Annotated in this window: 14 protein-coding genes; 5 read left to right on the top strand and 9 right to left on the bottom strand. The window is 70.9% G+C overall.

The window, feature by feature from the left end:
• Positions 1-176 precede the first annotated feature (176 nt).
• Positions 177-1,169 carry an aldo/keto reductase gene (locus MYF83_RS17520; protein ID WP_248961517.1) on the bottom strand — a complete coding sequence of 331 codons (993 nt, stop codon included), beginning with the start codon at positions 1,167-1,169 and terminating at the stop codon, positions 177-179.
• 277 nt (positions 1,170-1,446) lie between these two features.
• Entirely contained in the window at positions 1,447-2,721 is a 1,275-nt protein-coding gene (locus tag MYF83_RS17515) for a M14 family metallopeptidase (protein WP_248961516.1), read from the bottom strand.
• A 252-nt stretch (positions 2,722-2,973) separates the two neighbouring features.
• Here MYF83_RS17515 and mihF point away from each other — a divergent pair, with 252 nt between their 5' ends.
• Positions 2,974-3,282: an integration host factor, actinobacterial type gene (gene mihF, locus MYF83_RS17510; RefSeq protein ID WP_248961515.1), complete on the top strand. Its 309-nt coding sequence runs from the start codon at positions 2,974-2,976 to the stop codon at positions 3,280-3,282.
• 134 nt (positions 3,283-3,416) lie between these two features.
• Positions 3,417-3,713: a hypothetical protein gene (locus MYF83_RS17505; protein WP_248961514.1), complete on the top strand. Its 297-nt coding sequence runs from the start codon at positions 3,417-3,419 to the stop codon at positions 3,711-3,713.
• A gap of 98 nt (positions 3,714-3,811) precedes the next feature.
• Here MYF83_RS17505 and MYF83_RS17500 read toward each other — a convergent pair whose 3' ends face one another.
• The 4 genes from MYF83_RS17500 to MYF83_RS17485 form a co-directional block, all read right to left on the bottom strand.
• Entirely contained in the window at positions 3,812-4,267 is a 456-nt protein-coding gene (locus MYF83_RS17500; protein ID WP_248961513.1) for a cupin domain-containing protein, read from the bottom strand.
• A gap of 190 nt (positions 4,268-4,457) precedes the next feature.
• Positions 4,458-5,297 carry a hypothetical protein gene (locus MYF83_RS17495; RefSeq protein WP_248961512.1) on the bottom strand — a complete coding sequence of 280 codons (840 nt, stop codon included), beginning with the start codon at positions 5,295-5,297 and terminating at the stop codon, positions 4,458-4,460.
• A gap of 160 nt (positions 5,298-5,457) precedes the next feature.
• Positions 5,458-6,279, bottom strand: coding sequence for a hypothetical protein (locus tag MYF83_RS17490; protein ID WP_248961511.1), 822 nt, complete (start codon positions 6,277-6,279; stop codon positions 5,458-5,460).
• Between the two features lie 108 nt (positions 6,280-6,387).
• A complete protein-coding gene (locus MYF83_RS17485) occupies positions 6,388-8,232 on the bottom strand; it encodes an AMP-dependent synthetase/ligase (RefSeq protein WP_248961510.1) in 1,845 nt (614 codons plus the stop codon).
• 257 nt (positions 8,233-8,489) lie between these two features.
• Here MYF83_RS17485 and MYF83_RS17480 point away from each other — a divergent pair, with 257 nt between their 5' ends.
• Positions 8,490-9,974, top strand: coding sequence for a peptide MFS transporter (locus MYF83_RS17480; RefSeq protein WP_248961509.1), 1,485 nt, complete (start codon positions 8,490-8,492; stop codon positions 9,972-9,974).
• A 12-nt stretch (positions 9,975-9,986) separates the two neighbouring features.
• Here the strand turns inward: MYF83_RS17480 and yczR are convergent, their stop codons facing one another.
• Entirely contained in the window at positions 9,987-11,429 is a 1,443-nt protein-coding gene (gene yczR, locus MYF83_RS17475) for a MocR-like transcription factor YczR (RefSeq protein ID WP_248961508.1), read from the bottom strand.
• A gap of 64 nt (positions 11,430-11,493) precedes the next feature.
• On the opposite strand from yczR, the gene yczE reads away from it, so the two are divergent.
• Both yczE and MYF83_RS17465 read left to right on the top strand, forming a co-directional pair.
• Positions 11,494-12,099: a membrane protein YczE gene (yczE, locus tag MYF83_RS17470; protein ID WP_248961506.1), complete on the top strand. Its 606-nt coding sequence runs from the start codon at positions 11,494-11,496 to the stop codon at positions 12,097-12,099.
• Between the two features lie 54 nt (positions 12,100-12,153).
• A complete protein-coding gene (locus MYF83_RS17465; protein WP_248961504.1) occupies positions 12,154-13,959 on the top strand; it encodes a glycoside hydrolase family 15 protein in 1,806 nt (601 codons plus the stop codon).
• Positions 13,960-13,975: 16 nt separating this feature from the next.
• Here MYF83_RS17465 and MYF83_RS17460 read toward each other — a convergent pair whose 3' ends face one another.
• Positions 13,976-14,881, bottom strand: coding sequence for a hypothetical protein (locus MYF83_RS17460; protein WP_248961502.1), 906 nt, complete (start codon positions 14,879-14,881; stop codon positions 13,976-13,978).
• Positions 14,882-14,920: 39 nt separating this feature from the next.
• Positions 14,921-15,847 (bottom strand): S66 peptidase family protein, encoded by a 927-nt coding sequence (locus tag MYF83_RS17455; RefSeq protein WP_248961501.1) that lies wholly within the window; start codon positions 15,845-15,847, stop codon positions 14,921-14,923.
• Positions 15,848-15,892: the final 45 nt, after the last annotated feature.

The following is a 15,892-nucleotide window of genomic DNA, read 5'->3' as shown; positions in this document are numbered from 1 at the left end:
CCCCTGCGTGCTGCTCTCCGGCATGCGGGGAGCCCGTCCTTGTTACAGGACCGGCCTTTCCACGCTTACGGGAGTGAAAGCTTACTTCAGAAGCGACCGGCCGCGGAGCGGCGCGGGTCAGCGGAGGTCCGGCGGGCTCCGCGCCGTGCGAGCGCGGGTCGGTCAGCGGCCCGATGTCACCGGTGCACGGCGTTCATCGCGGCGGCGGGGTAGCGGTCACCGGCGGCGACGCCGCGAGGCGCGACGGCGTCGATGGCCGCGAGGTCGCCCGAGGTCAGGGTGATCTCGACGGCGGCCGCGTTGGCCTCGAGGTAGGCACGGCGCTTGGTGCCGGGGATCGCCACGATGTCCTCGCCGCGGGTGAGCACCCAGGCCAGCGCGAGCTGCGAGGAGGTGACCCCCTTGGCGTCGGCCAGCACGCGGATGCGGTCGACGACCGCGAGGTTCCTGGCGAAGTTCTCCCGCTGGAAGCGCGGGTGCGACAAGCGGCGGCCGTCGTCCTCCGACAACTCGTCCACGCTGCGGATGGTGCCGGTGAGGAAGCCGCGGCCGAGCGGGCTGTAGGCGACGAAGCCGATGCCGAGCTCGCGGGTGGTGTCCAGGACGCCGTTCTCCTCGACGTCCCGGGTGAACAGGGAGTACTCCGTCTGGAGGGCCGTCAGGGGGTGGACGGCGTGCGCGCGGCGGATGGTCGCCGGGGCGGCCTCCGAGATGCCGAGGTAGCGGACCTTCCCCTCGGCCACCAGGTCCGACAGCGCGCCGAAGGTCTCCTCCACCGGGACGTCCGGGTCGACGCGGTGCTGGTAGTAGAGGTCGATGTGATCGACGCCGAGGCGCTTGAGGGAGGCGTCCAGCGCCTGGCGGATGTAGCCGGGACGCCCGTTGATCCGGCCGGCCAGGCGTCCCTGCTCGATCTCGTTGCCGAACTTGGTGGCGAGCACCACCTCGTCGCGGCGCCCGGCGATGGCGCGTCCGACCAGGCTCTCGTTGGTGCACGGCCCGTACATGTCGGCGGTGTCGAGGAAGGTGATGCCGAGGTCGAGCGCGCGGTGGATGGTGGCGGTCGCCTCCTTCTCATCCGCGGGCCCGTAGGCCGTGCTCATCCCCATGCAGCCGAGCCCCTCGGCGGAGACGCTGAGGCCCTGGCTGCCCAGCCGTCGCTGTCTCATTGCTGAACTCCCTATTTCGCTATATCGACGGTCCGTCCCTGTGCGGAGGGTGACGGCCGCTTGGTCCCTCTCTTCAGGATCTTCGCGTCTCGCCCGCCTCCGCGCCATCACCGCGCCGCCCCCGGCCGCTCAAAGCCCCCTCAAAGCGCCATCAAACCCCGGACTTGACCCCGGGGCTTGAGTACGGCCGCGCGCCGGCCGAAGCCCGGGGTACGGCCGCCGCATGCGCCAGGCGGCGGCCGTACCCCGAGTCAGGGCGCCTCGGGGCGGGTGCCCGTCAGCAGTACTGGGCCTGCTTGCCGATGATGCGGTAGACGCAGTCGGAGTACTCCAGGAAGCGCAGCACGGCCTCCTTGTTGCGGGTGGTCTGCGTCACGATCTGCTCGTCCGGCGGGTAGAAGCCGGGCGAGCCGTTCTTGGGGTACATCTCGAAGGTGTAGCTGAAGATCTTGTAGGTGCCCCACAGCCAGTCGTCGATGGAGCCGTCGGTGATGTAGAGGTCGCTGGCCTGCTGCGGGGTGTAGCCGTTGGTGCCGGCCATGTTGCGGCCCAGCGCCGCGAACGCGTCGTGGTCGTCCTGGGTGAGGCCGGCGGCGGTGTCGCTGTAGGTGTAGCCGTAGGGCCACAGGATCAGCTCGCTGTAGGTGTGGAAGTCGATGTTGGTCTTGATCTGCTGCGTGCCGCCGACGACGCGGCCGCGCACGAAGCCGGCGAGGGCCCTGACCTCGGGCGCCGACTCGGCCGACGCGCCGCGGTAGGTCTCGCTGGAGGGGGACCCGGAGGAGCCTCCGCAGCAGCCCCACCGGTAGGCCCAGTTGCGGTTGGTGTCGGTGCCCACGTAGGAGGAGCCGGAGTTGGGCTGCCGGTTCTTGCGCCAGGAACGGTAGGAGCCGGTGGCGACGTCGTACTCGCCGCCGTCGGGGTTGAGGTCGGGCATGATCCAGATCTCCCGCGAGTTCACCAGCCCGGTGATCCTGCTGTCGGAGCCGTAACCACTGGTGAGCAGGTTCAGCAGGTAGATCGCCATCTCGACGGTGAGGTGCTCGCGGGCGTGCTGGTGGGCGGTGAACAGCACCTCCGGCTCGCTCTCGTCGGTCGCGACGTTGTCGCTGATCTTGACGGCGATCAGGTCGCGTCCTCCGTAGGAGGTGCCGTAGCTGTACTTCCTGGCGATGGACGGGTAGCCGGAGACCACCTGGTTCACCAGGGCGGTCAGCTCGGCGTAGTTGTGGTACCCGGAGTCGGCGGGCGGGAAGTCCTGTGGCTTGGGCAGGACAGGGGATAACGGGCGGGGAAGCCGCGTGACCGCGTAGCCGAGCTTCTTGATCTCGGCGACCTCGGTGTCGGAGGCGGTGACCACGACCGATGTGGTGGCCACCTCGTCGATCGCGGCGCCGGTGGCCGCGATCGCGGTACGCTGACCGGCCGTGCTGGGGCCGTCGATCCGGTACTGGCCGCTGGGGGGTGGCTCCGCGGTGGCGCCGACCCCGGTGATCCCGCTGGCGCACAGCAGGGTCAGGATCGCCAACCCTACGAGCAGACGACGTCTCACCTGAATCCTCCTCGAGGCGCGCGCTCTCGGGTGTTGTCACGCGCCTGCACTGAGAGTCAGGTCAACGGTCCGAAGTTAGAAGGCCCAAATTTCACGATTTATGCGGCATACGGGCTTCGGTGCGGATCGGCGAAGAACGGACGTCGAACTGCGGAAGCATGATTAACGTCCGCCGTGGGGGTAGCACACTCGCCGACCACACCACGGGCCGCACGGCCCACGACATCGACCCCCCAAGGAGAAAGAACCCTCATGACCCTTCCCGTCCTCACCCCCGAGCAGCGCCAGGCCGCGCTCGTCAAGGCGACCGAGGCCCGGCAGGCCCGGGCCGCGCTCCTCGCGAAGCTCAAGACCGGCGACCTCACGCTGGCCGAGCTGTTCGAGCGCGACGACGACACGGCGAAGAAGATCAAGGTCACCCAGGCCCTGCGCGCGCTGTCCGGCATCGGCCCGACGAAGGCCGCCGCGCTCATGGAGCGTGCCGGCGTCGACGACAAGCGACGCATCGGCGGCCTCGGCGTCCAGCAGCGCCGCAAGCTTGTCGAGGCGGTGTCCTCCTGATCGCCGGGCCGGCTGCGGGGGGCGGCGGCCATGCCGTCCCCCGCCGGCCGGTCATCGCGGGCCCCAGGGCATTCTCTCCGGGGCCCGCGAGCGCATAGTCTCCCAATAACGACATGGCTGCGGGAGGCGACCCTTTGAGCAAGCTCACGGAAGACGAGCGCAGGGATCTGGCGGACATCCTGGCCAGCCCGGAACTCAACGATCCACGCGTCCACGCCGACCGCGAGGTCGGCCAGCAGCTCGCCGACTTCTTCCGCAAGGACATGCCGGACGTGGACGAGGTCGTCATCGGCAGGGTCTTCCTTCGGACCGCGGTCACCATCACCCAGCTCGGCGACGCCGGGATGCCCCTGGAGCAGATCGCGAACATCCTGACGCTGAGCGCCCTGGACCTGACCGCCCTGGAGCTCGCGCGCGAGACGGGCCCCTGACGGCGCCGCTGACGGATCCGCCGGGCCCGTGGAGTCCCAGGGCCGGGCGGACGCGGCCCTGGACCGCGTAGGCGGCCCGGGGCCGCCGGGTGGGCGGTCTAGGGCCCGGTCGGCGGCCGGAGGCCGGGCAGGTTGACCACGATCGCCTCCTGGGTGCTGCGCGCGACCACCACGACGGCCTCGTTGTCGGGGTCGCGGTTCTCCTCCCGGTGCGGGACGAACGGCGGCACGTAGACGTAGTCGCCCGGCCCGGCGTCGATGCGCACCTCGCGCGGCTCGTCGCCGTCCAGGTCGAGGAAGACGAACGACGGAGTGCCGCTGACCACGTAGATGGCGGTCTCGGAGTCGCCGTGGTGGTGGTCGGCCGAGACGGTCGCCGGCGCGACGTGCGTCTCGCCCATCCACAGCCTGCTCGATCCGACCGTGGCCTCGCTGATCGCGGCCTGGCGCACCATCCCGGGCGTCTGCGCGGTCTCCGCGCTGAGGCCGCCCGGTGCCACGTGATGCAGGCGCCGGTGGAAGGGGTCGCCGGGCGTCGCGTGATCCTCGGGCATGGGACCTCCCTTGCGCCGGCCCGGCGGGTGCCGCGCGCCGGTCTCGTCGAATCGCCGGTCTCGTCGAAGGATAGGCCGCGAGCCCGCCGGCCCGCGCGCCACGCCACGCCGGAACACCCCTGAAGACGGCCAAAGCGCCTGGCTCCCGGAGTCCGGGTGCCAGGCGCTCTGGTTCGGCCGAACCGAAGGACTAGCGGACAACCTTCACGTAGTCGGTCGCCGACGACCCGTACAGGCCGCGCGAGCCCTCGAACACGACCTTCCACGTGCCGGACCAGTAGGCCGGGATCTTCGTGTAGAAGGTCCCGTCCGGGTTGGTCTCGATCGTGTCGACGTACTCCCACTTACCACCGTGGGCGCGGTGGAAGTACACCTTGATCTCCTGCCAGCCGAGCTGACGCCAGTTGTGCCAGCGGTAGTCGTCCTGGCAACGGCTGCCGCCCACAACGTAGGCGTCACCGTCGAACCACCAGTCGCCGTAGCACCGCGCCGTCTCGAGCTTGCCCGAGAGGGAGAGCTTGCGGTTCTTCTTGACCGGCTCAGGGCCCGCGTCGAATCCAGCGATCCGCGTCGCGCGCGGGCCCTGGTGCGGGCGAGACTGCACGATCTTGACGTAGAAGGAGGACTTCGCCGTCACGACCTTGCCGTCCTGGCCGGTGGCCTCGACGTAGACGTACCACTTCCCGGCCGGATCGTGCCGGTCGAGAACGATCGTCTTGTCCCAGGTCTTCCACTGCGAGTCGCTCGCGGACGCCTTCGCGGCCCCCGGGCAGGGGTTGCAGTCGGGCTGCCCACCCTGTCCGGTCGGCTCGAAGTCGATCTTCACGTCCGTGGCGTTCACAGTGCCGACCGTGGCCGTTACCGAGACGTTCTCGCGTCCACGGATGACCACGGGGTCCGGGGTCACCTTGATGGACTCGATGCTCACCTCGGCGTCCGGTGCCGAATCCGCCAGCACCGGCGCCGCCACCGTGAGCACCGAGGCGCCCATGGCGGCCGCCACCAAAGCGGTGGCGATGCGTTTCATCATGCGGAACTTCCTCTCCCCGTAGAGAAAGGCATCCCAAGTGGGGGTGTGCCTACGTCATAGACGTCTTCAGGGCAGGAAAAGTTGCTTGGCGATCGCCAGCAAAAACGCACAAATCGGACGTGCAATCATATTGTTATATAGAGAAATATTGCTGTATGTCCTACTTATGAGCTCGGTGTCGGACCGTGCGCGAAACACCGGCGTAATGCCGCGTGCCGGCGTACACGACCCGCCACGTCCCATGGGAGCGCCCGACCCGCCTGGCGAACTGCCCGTCCCGGTTCGTCCGCGTCCTGGCGACGCTCTTCCACGCCCGCCCGCCGTGCCTCCTGAATTGCAGCGTCAACCGCTGCCGCGGGAAGAACCAGTAGTCGAACCTGCCGGTCGGGTCCACGCGCATCAGCGTCCCCGCCACCCGCACGGCCCGGCCCCGCTTCCGCGCGCGCGCCACCCGGACCCCGGTCAGCACGGTCGCCTTCCTGAGCAGGAACGAGGCGGACGCCGTCGCCCGGCGTCCCGAGGCGTCCTTCGCGGTCGCGACCGCCCGCCACCGGCCGGCGGGGTACCACCGGGTGAGGCGCACCGGCGGGTCGAACCGCCAGACCTCCCAGCCGGAGGCGTCCGCCGGAACCGGCGCCGGGGCGGCGGCGTGCGCCCGTGCCCGGCGCCCGCCGGGCTCCACCCGCAGGGTCACCCCCTTGGGACCGGCCACGCCGCGGGCCACCACCTCGACCACCAGCCTCGTCCCGCCCCTCGGGCCGACCACCGGGGACCGCGGGCGCACCTTCACCGACCGGATGGCGGGCCCGTCGGGGACGGGAGGGGACGCCAGGGCGGGCGGCGCCACGGGAGGCGCGGTGATCGCGGGGCGCGCCTCCCTCGTCCCGGTCCCGGGCGCGGCCACGGACGGGAACGCCTCCGCCAGGACCGTGAGCGCGGCCAGCCCCAGCGCCGACGACGTGATCAAACCTCTCAGGGTCATGGCCTGGAGGCTAGGCACCCGGGGGTAACGGCACGGGGCCGACACGCCCCCCGCCCGGCAAAACACGAGGGGACGCGCGGCACCGTGCCGGCGGCCGGCCGCCCCGGCTCAGACCTCGTACATCTCGTCGATGATGGTGGCGTACTTGGCATGGATGACGCGGCGCTTGAGCTTGAGGCTCGGCGTGAGCTCGGCGGTCTCTGCCGTCCACTCGACCGGCAGCAACCGCCACTTCTTCACCTGCTGGACACGGGCGAGCTTGTCGTTGGCGACCGCGACGGCCGCCTCCACCTCCTTCAGGACGTCGGGGTGCTCGGCCAGCTCGCCCAGATCGGCGAACTCTATGCCGCGCCCCTTGGCCCACGCCGGTGCCGTCTCGCCGTCGAGGGTGAGGATCGCCACGACGTAGGGCTTGCGATCGCCGTAGGCGAGCGCCTGGCCGATGATCGCGTGCTCCTTGAGCAGGTTCTCGGTGTTGGCCGGAGAGATGTTCTCGCCCCCGGCGGTGATGATGAGCTCCTTCTTGCGGTCGACGATGCGGACGAAGCCGTCCTCGTCGATGGAGCCGACGTCACCGGTGTGCAGCCAGCCCTCCTCGTCGAGGAGCTCGGCGGTGGCCTCGGGGCGGTGGAAGTACCCCTTCGTGTTGGCCGGGCTGCGCGTGAGGATCTCGCCGTCCTCGGCGATGCGCACCTCGACGGCCGGGAAGGCGCGGCCGACCGTGCCGAGCTTGTACATCTCGGTGCTGTTGCCGGTAAAGGCACCGCTGGTCTCGGTCATCCCGTACACGTCGACCACCCGCATGCCGAGGCCGGCGAAGAAGCGCTGGACCTCCAGGGGCATGGGTGCGGCGGCGGTGGCGAGCCAGCGGGCGTTCTCGAATCCGATCATGGAGCGGATGATCGACAGCAGTGCGGCGTCGGCCGCCTCGTACGCCGCGGTGACCTCGGCGCTCGGGGTCCGGCCGTACTGGCAGGCCTCGACGTAGGCGAGGCCTGCGGCCATGGCGGCGCGGACGTTCTGCTGCTGCTCCTCGGGCTGGGTGCTGAGCAGCGCCTGCAGCCGGGCCTGCATCTTCTCCCAGACCCGCGGCACGCCGAAGAAGAACAGCGGCTTGACCTGGCCGAGCACGGTGCCGAGCTCGGCGAGGTCGGGGCAGAAGTGGACGTGGTAGACCTTGAACAGCGGGATGTACAGGCTGAGCACCCGCTCGGCGATGTGCGCGTAGGTGAGGTAGGAGATCTGGTCGCCGTGGTCGGGAAGCCCGGTCAGGCGGACGCTGACGTAGACCTCGAAGACGATGTTGGAGTGGGTCAGCGGCACCCCCTTGGGGTTGCCGGTCGTGCCGGAGGTGTAGAGCACGGTCAGCACGTCGTCCGCGCTGACGGCGGCGGCGCGCTCCTCGGCGGCGGCGGGGTCGGCGGCGAGCGAGCGCTCGCCGAGCGCCAGGAAGTCGTCCCAGCTCATGAACCGCTCGCCCTCGGGGGCGCCGTCGATCACGATGACCTTGCTCAGGCCGGGCAGCTCTTCCAGGATCGGAAGCCAGCGCTCGAGGTCGGCGGTGCTCCCAAGCACCGCGATCTTGGCGTTGAGGTCCTTGGCGACGAAGGCGATCTGCTCGGGGGCGAAGGTGGAGTAGATCGAGCACGCCATGCCGCCGGCGTGGACGGCGCCGAGGTCGGCCAGCACGTGCTCGGTGCGGTTGACCATCATCAGGGCGACGGAGTCCCCGCGGCCGAGGCCGAGCGCGGCGAAGCCGGAGGCGATCGCGAGCACCCGGTGCCGGGCCTGCGCGTAGGTCAGCGTCGTCCAGCCGCCGCCGGCGGCGCGGTCGGAGTAGGCGGGCTCGTCGGGGAAGCGCTCCGCCGTGAGCCTGAGCTGTTCGCAGATGGTGTGGCCGGCGATCTCTTGCTCGATCTCCGAAAGTTCGGCAAGGACCCGGGGGTCGGCCATTTCGCCTCCAAAAGTGCTCACTTACACGAGTGGGATGCATCGCACCACAGGCTGTGACGGCAGACAAGCCCCTGGAAGCGAGAAGTAGGAGCGTGCTTGCTCCTACCGGGCGATGGGCATCCATTCCCTTACGAAGAGTGATCACTTCAATGGAGAACAGGACCCTTTTTATGGATATCAGCCCATAAACCGGCCATATAGCTCACTAGGTGATAAACCGCATATATGACGACAAACGGGAACGGGGGCGTACCGGTATGTCGCACGAGGTCGGCACGCAGGTGGAGGAGAGAAGGGTCTTCGGACACCCGCGCGGCATCGTCACGCTCTTCCTCACCGAGATGTGGGAGCGCTTCAGCTTCTACGGCCTGCGCGCCATCCTGTACTTCTTCCTCATCGCCACCGCGGCCGGAGGCGGCCTCGGGCTCTCCAAGCCGACGGCCACCGCCGTCGTCGGCGTCTACGGGGCCCTGGTCTATCTGCTGGCCCTGCCCGGCGGCTGGATCGCCGACCGCCTGCTCGGAGCGCGCAGGGCCGTGCTCATCGGCGGCACCGTCATCATGATCGGCCACATCAGCATGGCCATCCCGATCAGGGGGCCGGGGCTGATCTGGCTCGGGCTCGCGCTGATCGTCGTCGGCACCGGGCTGCTCAAGCCGAACATCTCCACGATGGTGGGCGGGCTCTACCCCGAGTACGACAACGCCCGGCGCGACGCGGGCTTCTCCATCTTCTATCTGGGCATCAACCTCGGCGCGTTCGCCGCCCCCTACGTCGTCAGCAACCTGGCCAAGGACGGCCGCTGGCACCTGGGCTTCGGCGCCGCGGCCGTGGGCATGGCGCTCGGCCTGGCGCAGTACATCGCCGGGGGCCGCCACCTCAGGGGCGCCGGGGAGACGCCCGGGCACCGCCTCACCCCCGAGGAGCGCCGGCACTTCGGGCTCATAGCCGCGATCGGCCTGGGCGGCGCGGCGGTCGCGATCGCCCTGTGGGCGCTGAGCGGCACGCTGACCGTCGACCGCTTCACGGTGGCGCTCACCGTGCTCACGGTGCTGGTCCCGGTCGGCTACTTCGCCTACATCCTGCTCGGCAGCCACAACCTGACCTCCGAAGAGCGCTCGAAGATGAAGGCCTACATCTGGCTGTTCGTCGCCGCCGCGATCTTCTGGATGATCTACGATCTGGCCCCGACGGTGCTGAACGAGTTCGCGGCGTCGAAGACCGACCTGAAGCTCTTCGGGCACCCCATCACGGCGGCCACCACGCAGTCGTTCAACCCCCTGCTCATCATGATCTTCGTGCCGATCTTCGCGGCCCTGTGGGTGAAGCTGGGCGCCCGGGTGGGGGCGGCGCAGAAGTTCGCCTTCGGCCTGTTCATGATCGGCGTCAGCTTCGTGGTGATGGCGCTCGCGGCCCGGCTCGCGGAGACCGGCCGGATCTCGGTCTGGTGGCTGTTCCTGGTCTACCTCATCCAGGTGTTCGGCGAGCTGTCCCTCAGCCCGGTCGGGCTGTCGGTGACCGTCGAGCTCGCCCCGCACGCCTTCAAGAGCCAGATGCTCGGCGTCTGGTTCCTGTCCTTCGCCGTCGGCGACGCCATCGGCGGCCAGACGGCGCGCCTGCTGCGCTACATGTCGCAGCCCGCCTACTTCCTCACGCTCGCCGTCATCGCGATCGCCGCCTCCGGCGTCCTTCTCGCGTTCGCCCACCGGCTCCGCGTGCTGATGGGCGAGGAACGTCCCTGACCCTCCCCCCGCTCACAGGGTCGGCGTCAGCGGGGCGGGCGCCTGCCGGTAGGAGGCGAGGGACGGGCCGAGGGCCCGCGCGGCGGCCAGGCGGCGGACCGCGTCGGTGAGGGCCTGCGGCGGCATGGTGAACGGCAGGCGCAGGTGGCGCTCCAGCGTGCCGTCCACCCCGAACCACGGGCCGGGCGCGAGCCGTACCCCCTGGGCGGCCGCCGCGTCGGCGAGCGGCGTGGCGGCCGGGGAGTCCAGCCGCACCCACAGCGAGCCGCCGCCGGCCGGCACGGCGAAGCGCCATTCGGGCAGCTCGGCGCCGAGCGCCTCCACCAGCGCCGTCCGTGAGGCACCGAGGGTGCGGCGCCGCTCCGCCCGGGTCTCCTCGATGCGCTCGAACAGGTGGGCCACCACCAGCTGCTCGAACAGCGGGGCGGCGATGTCCACGGCGGAGCGCAGCACGGCCAGGCGGCGGATCAGGGCGCTCGTCCCCCGGATCCAGCCGATGCGCAGGCCGCCCCACCACAGCTTGGACGCCGACCCGATGCTGATCACCCGGCCGTCGGTGTCGAAGGCCGCCAGCGGGTGGGTCTCGGGCACCTCGTCGATGGCCAGCTCGGCCCAGCTCTCGTCCACCACCAGCGTCGTGTCGTACCGGCGGGCGGCCCCGGCCAGCGCCGCGCGGTCGGCGTCGCCCATCAGCAGCCCGGTCGGGTTCTGGAAGTCGGGGATGAGGTAGGCGAGCCGCGCGGCCGACTGGCGCATGGCGCAGGTCACCAGGTCCAGGTCCCAGCCGTCGTCCGGGACGCCCACCGGGACCAGGCGGGCGCCTTGCATGCGGGCCGCGTCCAGCGCGTGGGGGTAGGTCGGCGACTCGACCAGCACCGGGTCGCCCTGCGCCGTCAGGAGCGTCATGAGCAGGTGGATGGCGTGCTGGGCGCCTCCCGTGACGAGGATCTGGTCAGGGCGGGTGGCAAGGCCGCGTGCGACGTAGCGGGCGGCGATCGCCTCGCGTAGCGGGCGCAAGCCGACCGGGTCGTAGCCGGTGCCGAGGCCGTAGCAGGGGTAGTCATCCGTCGCGGCGGCAATGGCCTCCGGGAGCAGCGCCGTCGCCTGCGGGGCGGCGCAGTGCATCGGGAGCAGGCCGTCATCGCCCGCGGCGATCCACGGGTTCTCCATGCCGAGGGCGCCGGGCTCGGGCAGGGCCGTCCAGCTTCCCGCGCCCTGGCGGCTGTCGAGGTATCCCTGCTCGCGCAGCCGGTCGTAGGCGGTGGTCACGGTGGTGCGGCTGACGCCGAGCGCCTCGGCGAGGTGGCGTTCTGCGGGCATGCGCACCCGTGTGGGCAGCCGGCCGTCCAGGATGAGCGCCCGCACGCGGTCGGCCAGGGCCCGGTAGTACGGCCGGGCGCCGGCGGGCACGTCGGCGAGCCTGGCGAGCTGTGGTCCGCTGAGATAACGCTCCATAAGGCCACTTTCTCTGATTGGCCCTTTAACAGCAAGCCAATGGCATCAGACCATTACTTCCATTATGAGCGAACTCTCCCTCCCCCGCCTCGGATCGTTGCCCAACCGGTTGCTGCGCCTGTACGCCGGCCTCGCGCTGTACGGCGCCGGAATCGGCCTCCAGATCGAGTCCCGGCTCGGCAACGATCCCTGGGACGTCTTCCACCAGGGGCTCGCCGTCCGCACCGGATGGTCGATCGGGACGTGGATCATCCTGGTGGGCGCCGTCGTGATGGTCTTCTGGATCCCGCTCAGGCAGCGCCCCGGGATCGGCACGCTGAGCAACATCCTCTTCGTCGGGCTGTTCGCCGACCTCACGCTCTGGCTGCTGCCCACCCCAAGCGACCTCGCCCTGCGCTGGGCGTACCTGCTGGTGGCCGTGGTGTGCGTCGCCGCGGCCACCGGCCTGTACATCGGCGCCGGACTTGGCCCCGGACCCCGCGACGGCCTGATGACCGGGCTGCACCGGCTCGGCCTGTCGATCCGCACGGCCCGCGCGCTGATCGAGCTGACCGTCCTCGCCACCGGATGGGTGCTCGGCGGGACGGTCGGCGTCGGCACCATCGTCTTCGCGCTCGCGATCGGGCCGCTCACGCAGTACTTCATGCCGCTGATGCGTCTCCGCGACTGATCCGCCTCCCGCGCGCATGCACCGGAGCCCGCCACGTCTACTAGCGTGACGACCATGCGGATCGAGGACTACGCCATCATCGGGGACATGCAGTCGGCCGCCCTCGTCGGACGGAACGGATCGATCGACTGGCTGTGCCTGCCCCGGTTCGACTCCCCGGCCTGCTTCGCGTCCCTGCTCGGAGACGAGCGCAACGGCCACTGGTGGATCGGCCCGGCGAGCGGCGACCACCCGCTGAGCACCCGGCGCCGCTACCGCGAGGACACCCTCATCCTGGAGACCGAATGGGACACCGAGGGCGGCACGGTGCGCGTCACCGACTTCATGCCGCCCCGGCAGGCCAACCCCGACCTGGTCCGGGTCGTCGAGTGCCTCGCCGGCAGCGTCGAGATGGGCACCCACATCCGCATCCGCTTCGACTACGGCCGCATCGTGCCCTGGGTGCGCCGCAATGACGGGCTGCTCCAGGCCATCGGCGGCCCCGACTCCGCCTGGCTGCGCTCCCCGGTGCCGCTGCAGGGCGGCGACTACGCCCACAAGGCGACGTTCCGCATGTCGGCGGGCGACCGGCTGGCGTTCGTGTTCACCTGGCACCCCTCCCACTCCCCGAAGCCCGACGAGATCGACCCGCTGGCCGAGCTGGTGGAGACCGAGGCCATCTGGAAGGAGTGGGTCTCCCGCTGCGTCCTGCACACCGAGGACCGGTGGCGCGAGGCCGTCGTCCGCTCGCTGATCACCCTCAAGGCGCTGACCTACTCCCCCACCGGCGGGATCGTCGCGGCGGCCACCACCTCCCTGCCCGAGGACATCGGCGGCGTGCGCAACTGGGACTACCGCTACTGCTGGCTGCGCGATGCCACGATGACGCTCGACGCGCTCATCGGCGCCGGGTACATCGACGAGGCCCGCGACTGGCGCGAGTGGCTGCTGCGCGCCATCGCCGGCCGCCCGCAGGACCTGCAGATCATGTACGGCGTGGCCGGCGAGCGGCGCCTGCCCGAGATGGAGCTGCCCTGGCTGGAGGGCTACGAGGACTCCGGGCCGGTGCGCATCGGCAACGCTGCCGTCAACCAGCTCCAGCTCGACGTCTACGGCGAGGTGATGAGCTGCCTCTACCTGTCGCAGGAGTCCGGGCTGGCGAGCATCTCGCGCACCTGGGCGATCCAGCGGTCGCTGATGGACTTCCTGGAGTCCCACTGGGACGAGCCCGACGAGGGCCTGTGGGAGGTCCGCGGGCCTCGCCGGCACTTCGTCCACTCCAAGGTGATGGCCTGGGTGGCCACCGACCGCGTGATCCGGCAGGTCGAGAAGTTCGGCCAGACCGGCCCGCTCCAGCGCTGGCGCGCGCTGCGCGAGCGCATCCACGCCGAGATCATGCACAAGGGATACGACCCGGCGCGGAACACCTTCACCCAGTCCTACGGCTCGCGCGAGCTGGACGCCGCCCTGCTGCTGATCCCGCAGACCGGCTTTCTCCCGCCCACCGATCCCCGGGTCACCGGCACCATCGACGCGATCGAGCGCGAGCTGATGTCAGACGGCTTCGTGCTCCGCTACCCCCTGGCCCAGCAGAACGCCGTGGACGGCCTGGCCGGCGGCGAGGGGGCGTTCCTGGCGTGCAGCTTCTGGCTCGCCGAGGCGCGGGCCATGGCCGGCAGGCACGAGGAGGCCGTCGAGCTGTTCGAGAAGCTGCTGGCCCTGCGCAACGACGTGGGCCTGCTGTCGGAAGAGTACGACCCCCGCTACGAGCGCCTGGTGGGCAACTTCCCGCAGGCGTTCAGCCACGTCCCCCTGATCCACACCGCGCACACGCTGTCGCGCCCCGGCCACACCCCGCGCTACACCGACCTGCTCCGCTAGCGAAGGCCGGGGAGGTCTAGCGGCCCCGGGCCAGGGCGGCGAGGAGGCGGGCGAAGTCGGGGGGCGGGGCGACGACCAGGCGTCGCTGGCCGTTCTGGACCACCAGGTCGGCCTGGATGCGCGTCAGCCGCCCGTCGTTCCACCAGTAGACGTGCGGGCTGAGGCCGTCGTCGTGCGCGCGGTACTCGCGGTGGGCCAGCAGCCACAGCCGCTCGATCGCCCGCATCACCGACAGGCCGCCGATGGGGTGGACGATCATCTCGCCAGGGCGGGGGATCGCGACGATCAGCCCGTCCGGAGAGACCAGCAGGTAGTCGTCGATCCTGCGCAGGTGCACGGCCGCGCCCGCCGCCGAGCCGGTCATGTGCCAGGCCGGGGTCCCGTCGAGGTCGACGCGCTCGGCCGACAGCCGTTCGTCGGCGAGGACGTTGGCCGCCGCCACCTCCAGGGCCTCGGCCGGCGGGACCGGCCAGCAGAAGGCCTCCTCCGGCCGTACGGGACGTCCGGACACGGTGAGGATCTCGATCAGGTCGGAGCCGACATGACGGCCGATCAGGCGGGAGGGGTCTTCCTCCAGGCCGTCGGCGAGCACGACCCCCGTGCGCAGCAGGGCCTTGATCTGGGCGTAGTCGCACACGTCCGGCAGGTCGTCGGTACGGGAGACGGCACGCGAGAGGTGTTCGGAGACCAGCACCGGCCAGTCCTCGCGGGAGCGCCGCCCCGCCTCGCGGCGCAGCCCGTCGAGCCGAACCGTGACGTCGCGGGGCCCCGAGAGCGTCAGCGTGGATCCGCCGGGCTGGAAGTCGTGCTCGTAGCCGAGGTTCTCTGCCACGAGCGCCAGCAGGGAGTCGAGGTCAACGTCCTCGACGGAACGTGGCGGGGCCTCCGCCCGCCCGGCCCGATGCCGCCTGAACCAGCCCACGCAGGCTCCCAACCGCCACTGTGTTGCCCCGACCCGGGCCTACAGTGCCGTAGCGGGGTCGCGGAACAGGCAAGTCAAAGAGCACGATTCGGTATCAATGACCGCGTCCGCCCCAAGCCACGCGGTGAACTGTGGTGTGCCGTGGCCGATGGGCAGCCCGGCGATCGTCGGCACTTCCAGCGGGGCCAGCCGGTCGACCAGCACTCCCATCGGGTCCCCGCAGTCCACCCAGGAGCCCAGCACGATGCCGAGGGCGCCGGTGAGGCACCCGGCCTGCAGGAGCTGGGTGAGCATGCGGTCGATGCGGTAGGGATCCTCGCCGACGTCCTCCAGCAGCACGATGTGCCCCTGGCCGCGCATGGCGTACGGGGTGCCGCACAGGGCCGCGAGCAGCGCCAGGTTGCCGCCGGTGAGGGGCCCTTCGGCATGGCCGGGCACGATCACCTGCTCGCCGGCCACCGGGTCGGGCATCTCGGACTCGAACAGCGACGCGCACAGGTGGGCCAGCGTGGCCTGCTCGGGCCCTTCGGCGTCGCTCAGCGTCGAGCACGCCGGCATCGGGCCGAAGCAGCTCGCCACGCCGAGCCGCACGGCGAAGGCCTGGTGCAGCGCGGTGATGTCGCTCGATCCGAGCAGGATCTTGGGCCGGGCGGCCTCCATGGCCTGCCAGTCGAGCAGGTCGAGCAGGCGGGTGGCGCCATAGCCGCCGCGCGCGCAGATCACGGCACGGACGTCGGGGTCGCACCAGGCCTCCTGCAGGTCGGCCGCCCTGCCCGCGTCCGACCCCGCGAGGTATCCCCGGCGGTTGAGCACCCTGGGCATCACGACCACGTCCAGGCCGACCTCGGTGAGGACCTGGCGGCCCCGCGCGAGCCGGACCGGGTCCACCGGCCCGGAGGGCGCGACGACGGCCACCCGGTCGCCGGGACGGAGCCGGGCGGGGATCCAGAGCCGCCGGGCGCTCATCGTGGGCCTCCGTGACCGGGAAGCCGGTGGATTCGCCCTGATTCA

Origin of the sequence: Sphaerisporangium perillae, assembly GCF_023276435.1 — a bacterium.
Taxonomy (GTDB): domain Bacteria; phylum Actinomycetota; class Actinomycetes; order Streptosporangiales; family Streptosporangiaceae; genus Sphaerisporangium; species Sphaerisporangium perillae.
This window is presented reverse-complemented; position numbering and strand designations above follow the sequence as displayed.

Excerpts from the sequence above, each read along its gene's own strand:
- MYF83_RS17520 (WP_248961517.1), bottom strand. The coding sequence starts at position 1,169 with ATGAGACAGCGACGGCTGGGCAGCCAGGGCCTCAGCGTCTCCGCCGAG.
- mihF (WP_248961515.1), top strand. The coding sequence starts at position 2,974 with ATGACCCTTCCCGTCCTCACCCCCGAGCAGCGCCAGGCCGCGCTCGTC.
- MYF83_RS17500 (WP_248961513.1), bottom strand. The coding sequence starts at position 4,267 with ATGCCCGAGGATCACGCGACGCCCGGCGACCCCTTCCACCGGCGCCTG.
- MYF83_RS17495 (WP_248961512.1), bottom strand. The coding sequence starts at position 5,297 with ATGATGAAACGCATCGCCACCGCTTTGGTGGCGGCCGCCATGGGCGCC.
- MYF83_RS17490 (WP_248961511.1), bottom strand. The coding sequence starts at position 6,279 with ATGACCCTGAGAGGTTTGATCACGTCGTCGGCGCTGGGGCTGGCCGCG.
- MYF83_RS17485 (WP_248961510.1), bottom strand. The coding sequence starts at position 8,232 with ATGGCCGACCCCCGGGTCCTTGCCGAACTTTCGGAGATCGAGCAAGAG.
- MYF83_RS17480 (WP_248961509.1), top strand. The coding sequence starts at position 8,490 with ATGTCGCACGAGGTCGGCACGCAGGTGGAGGAGAGAAGGGTCTTCGGA.
- yczR (WP_248961508.1), bottom strand. The coding sequence starts at position 11,429 with ATGGAGCGTTATCTCAGCGGACCACAGCTCGCCAGGCTCGCCGACGTG.
- yczE (WP_248961506.1), top strand. The coding sequence starts at position 11,494 with ATGAGCGAACTCTCCCTCCCCCGCCTCGGATCGTTGCCCAACCGGTTG.
- MYF83_RS17465 (WP_248961504.1), top strand. The coding sequence starts at position 12,154 with ATGCGGATCGAGGACTACGCCATCATCGGGGACATGCAGTCGGCCGCC.
- MYF83_RS17455 (WP_248961501.1), bottom strand. The coding sequence starts at position 15,847 with ATGAGCGCCCGGCGGCTCTGGATCCCCGCCCGGCTCCGTCCCGGCGAC.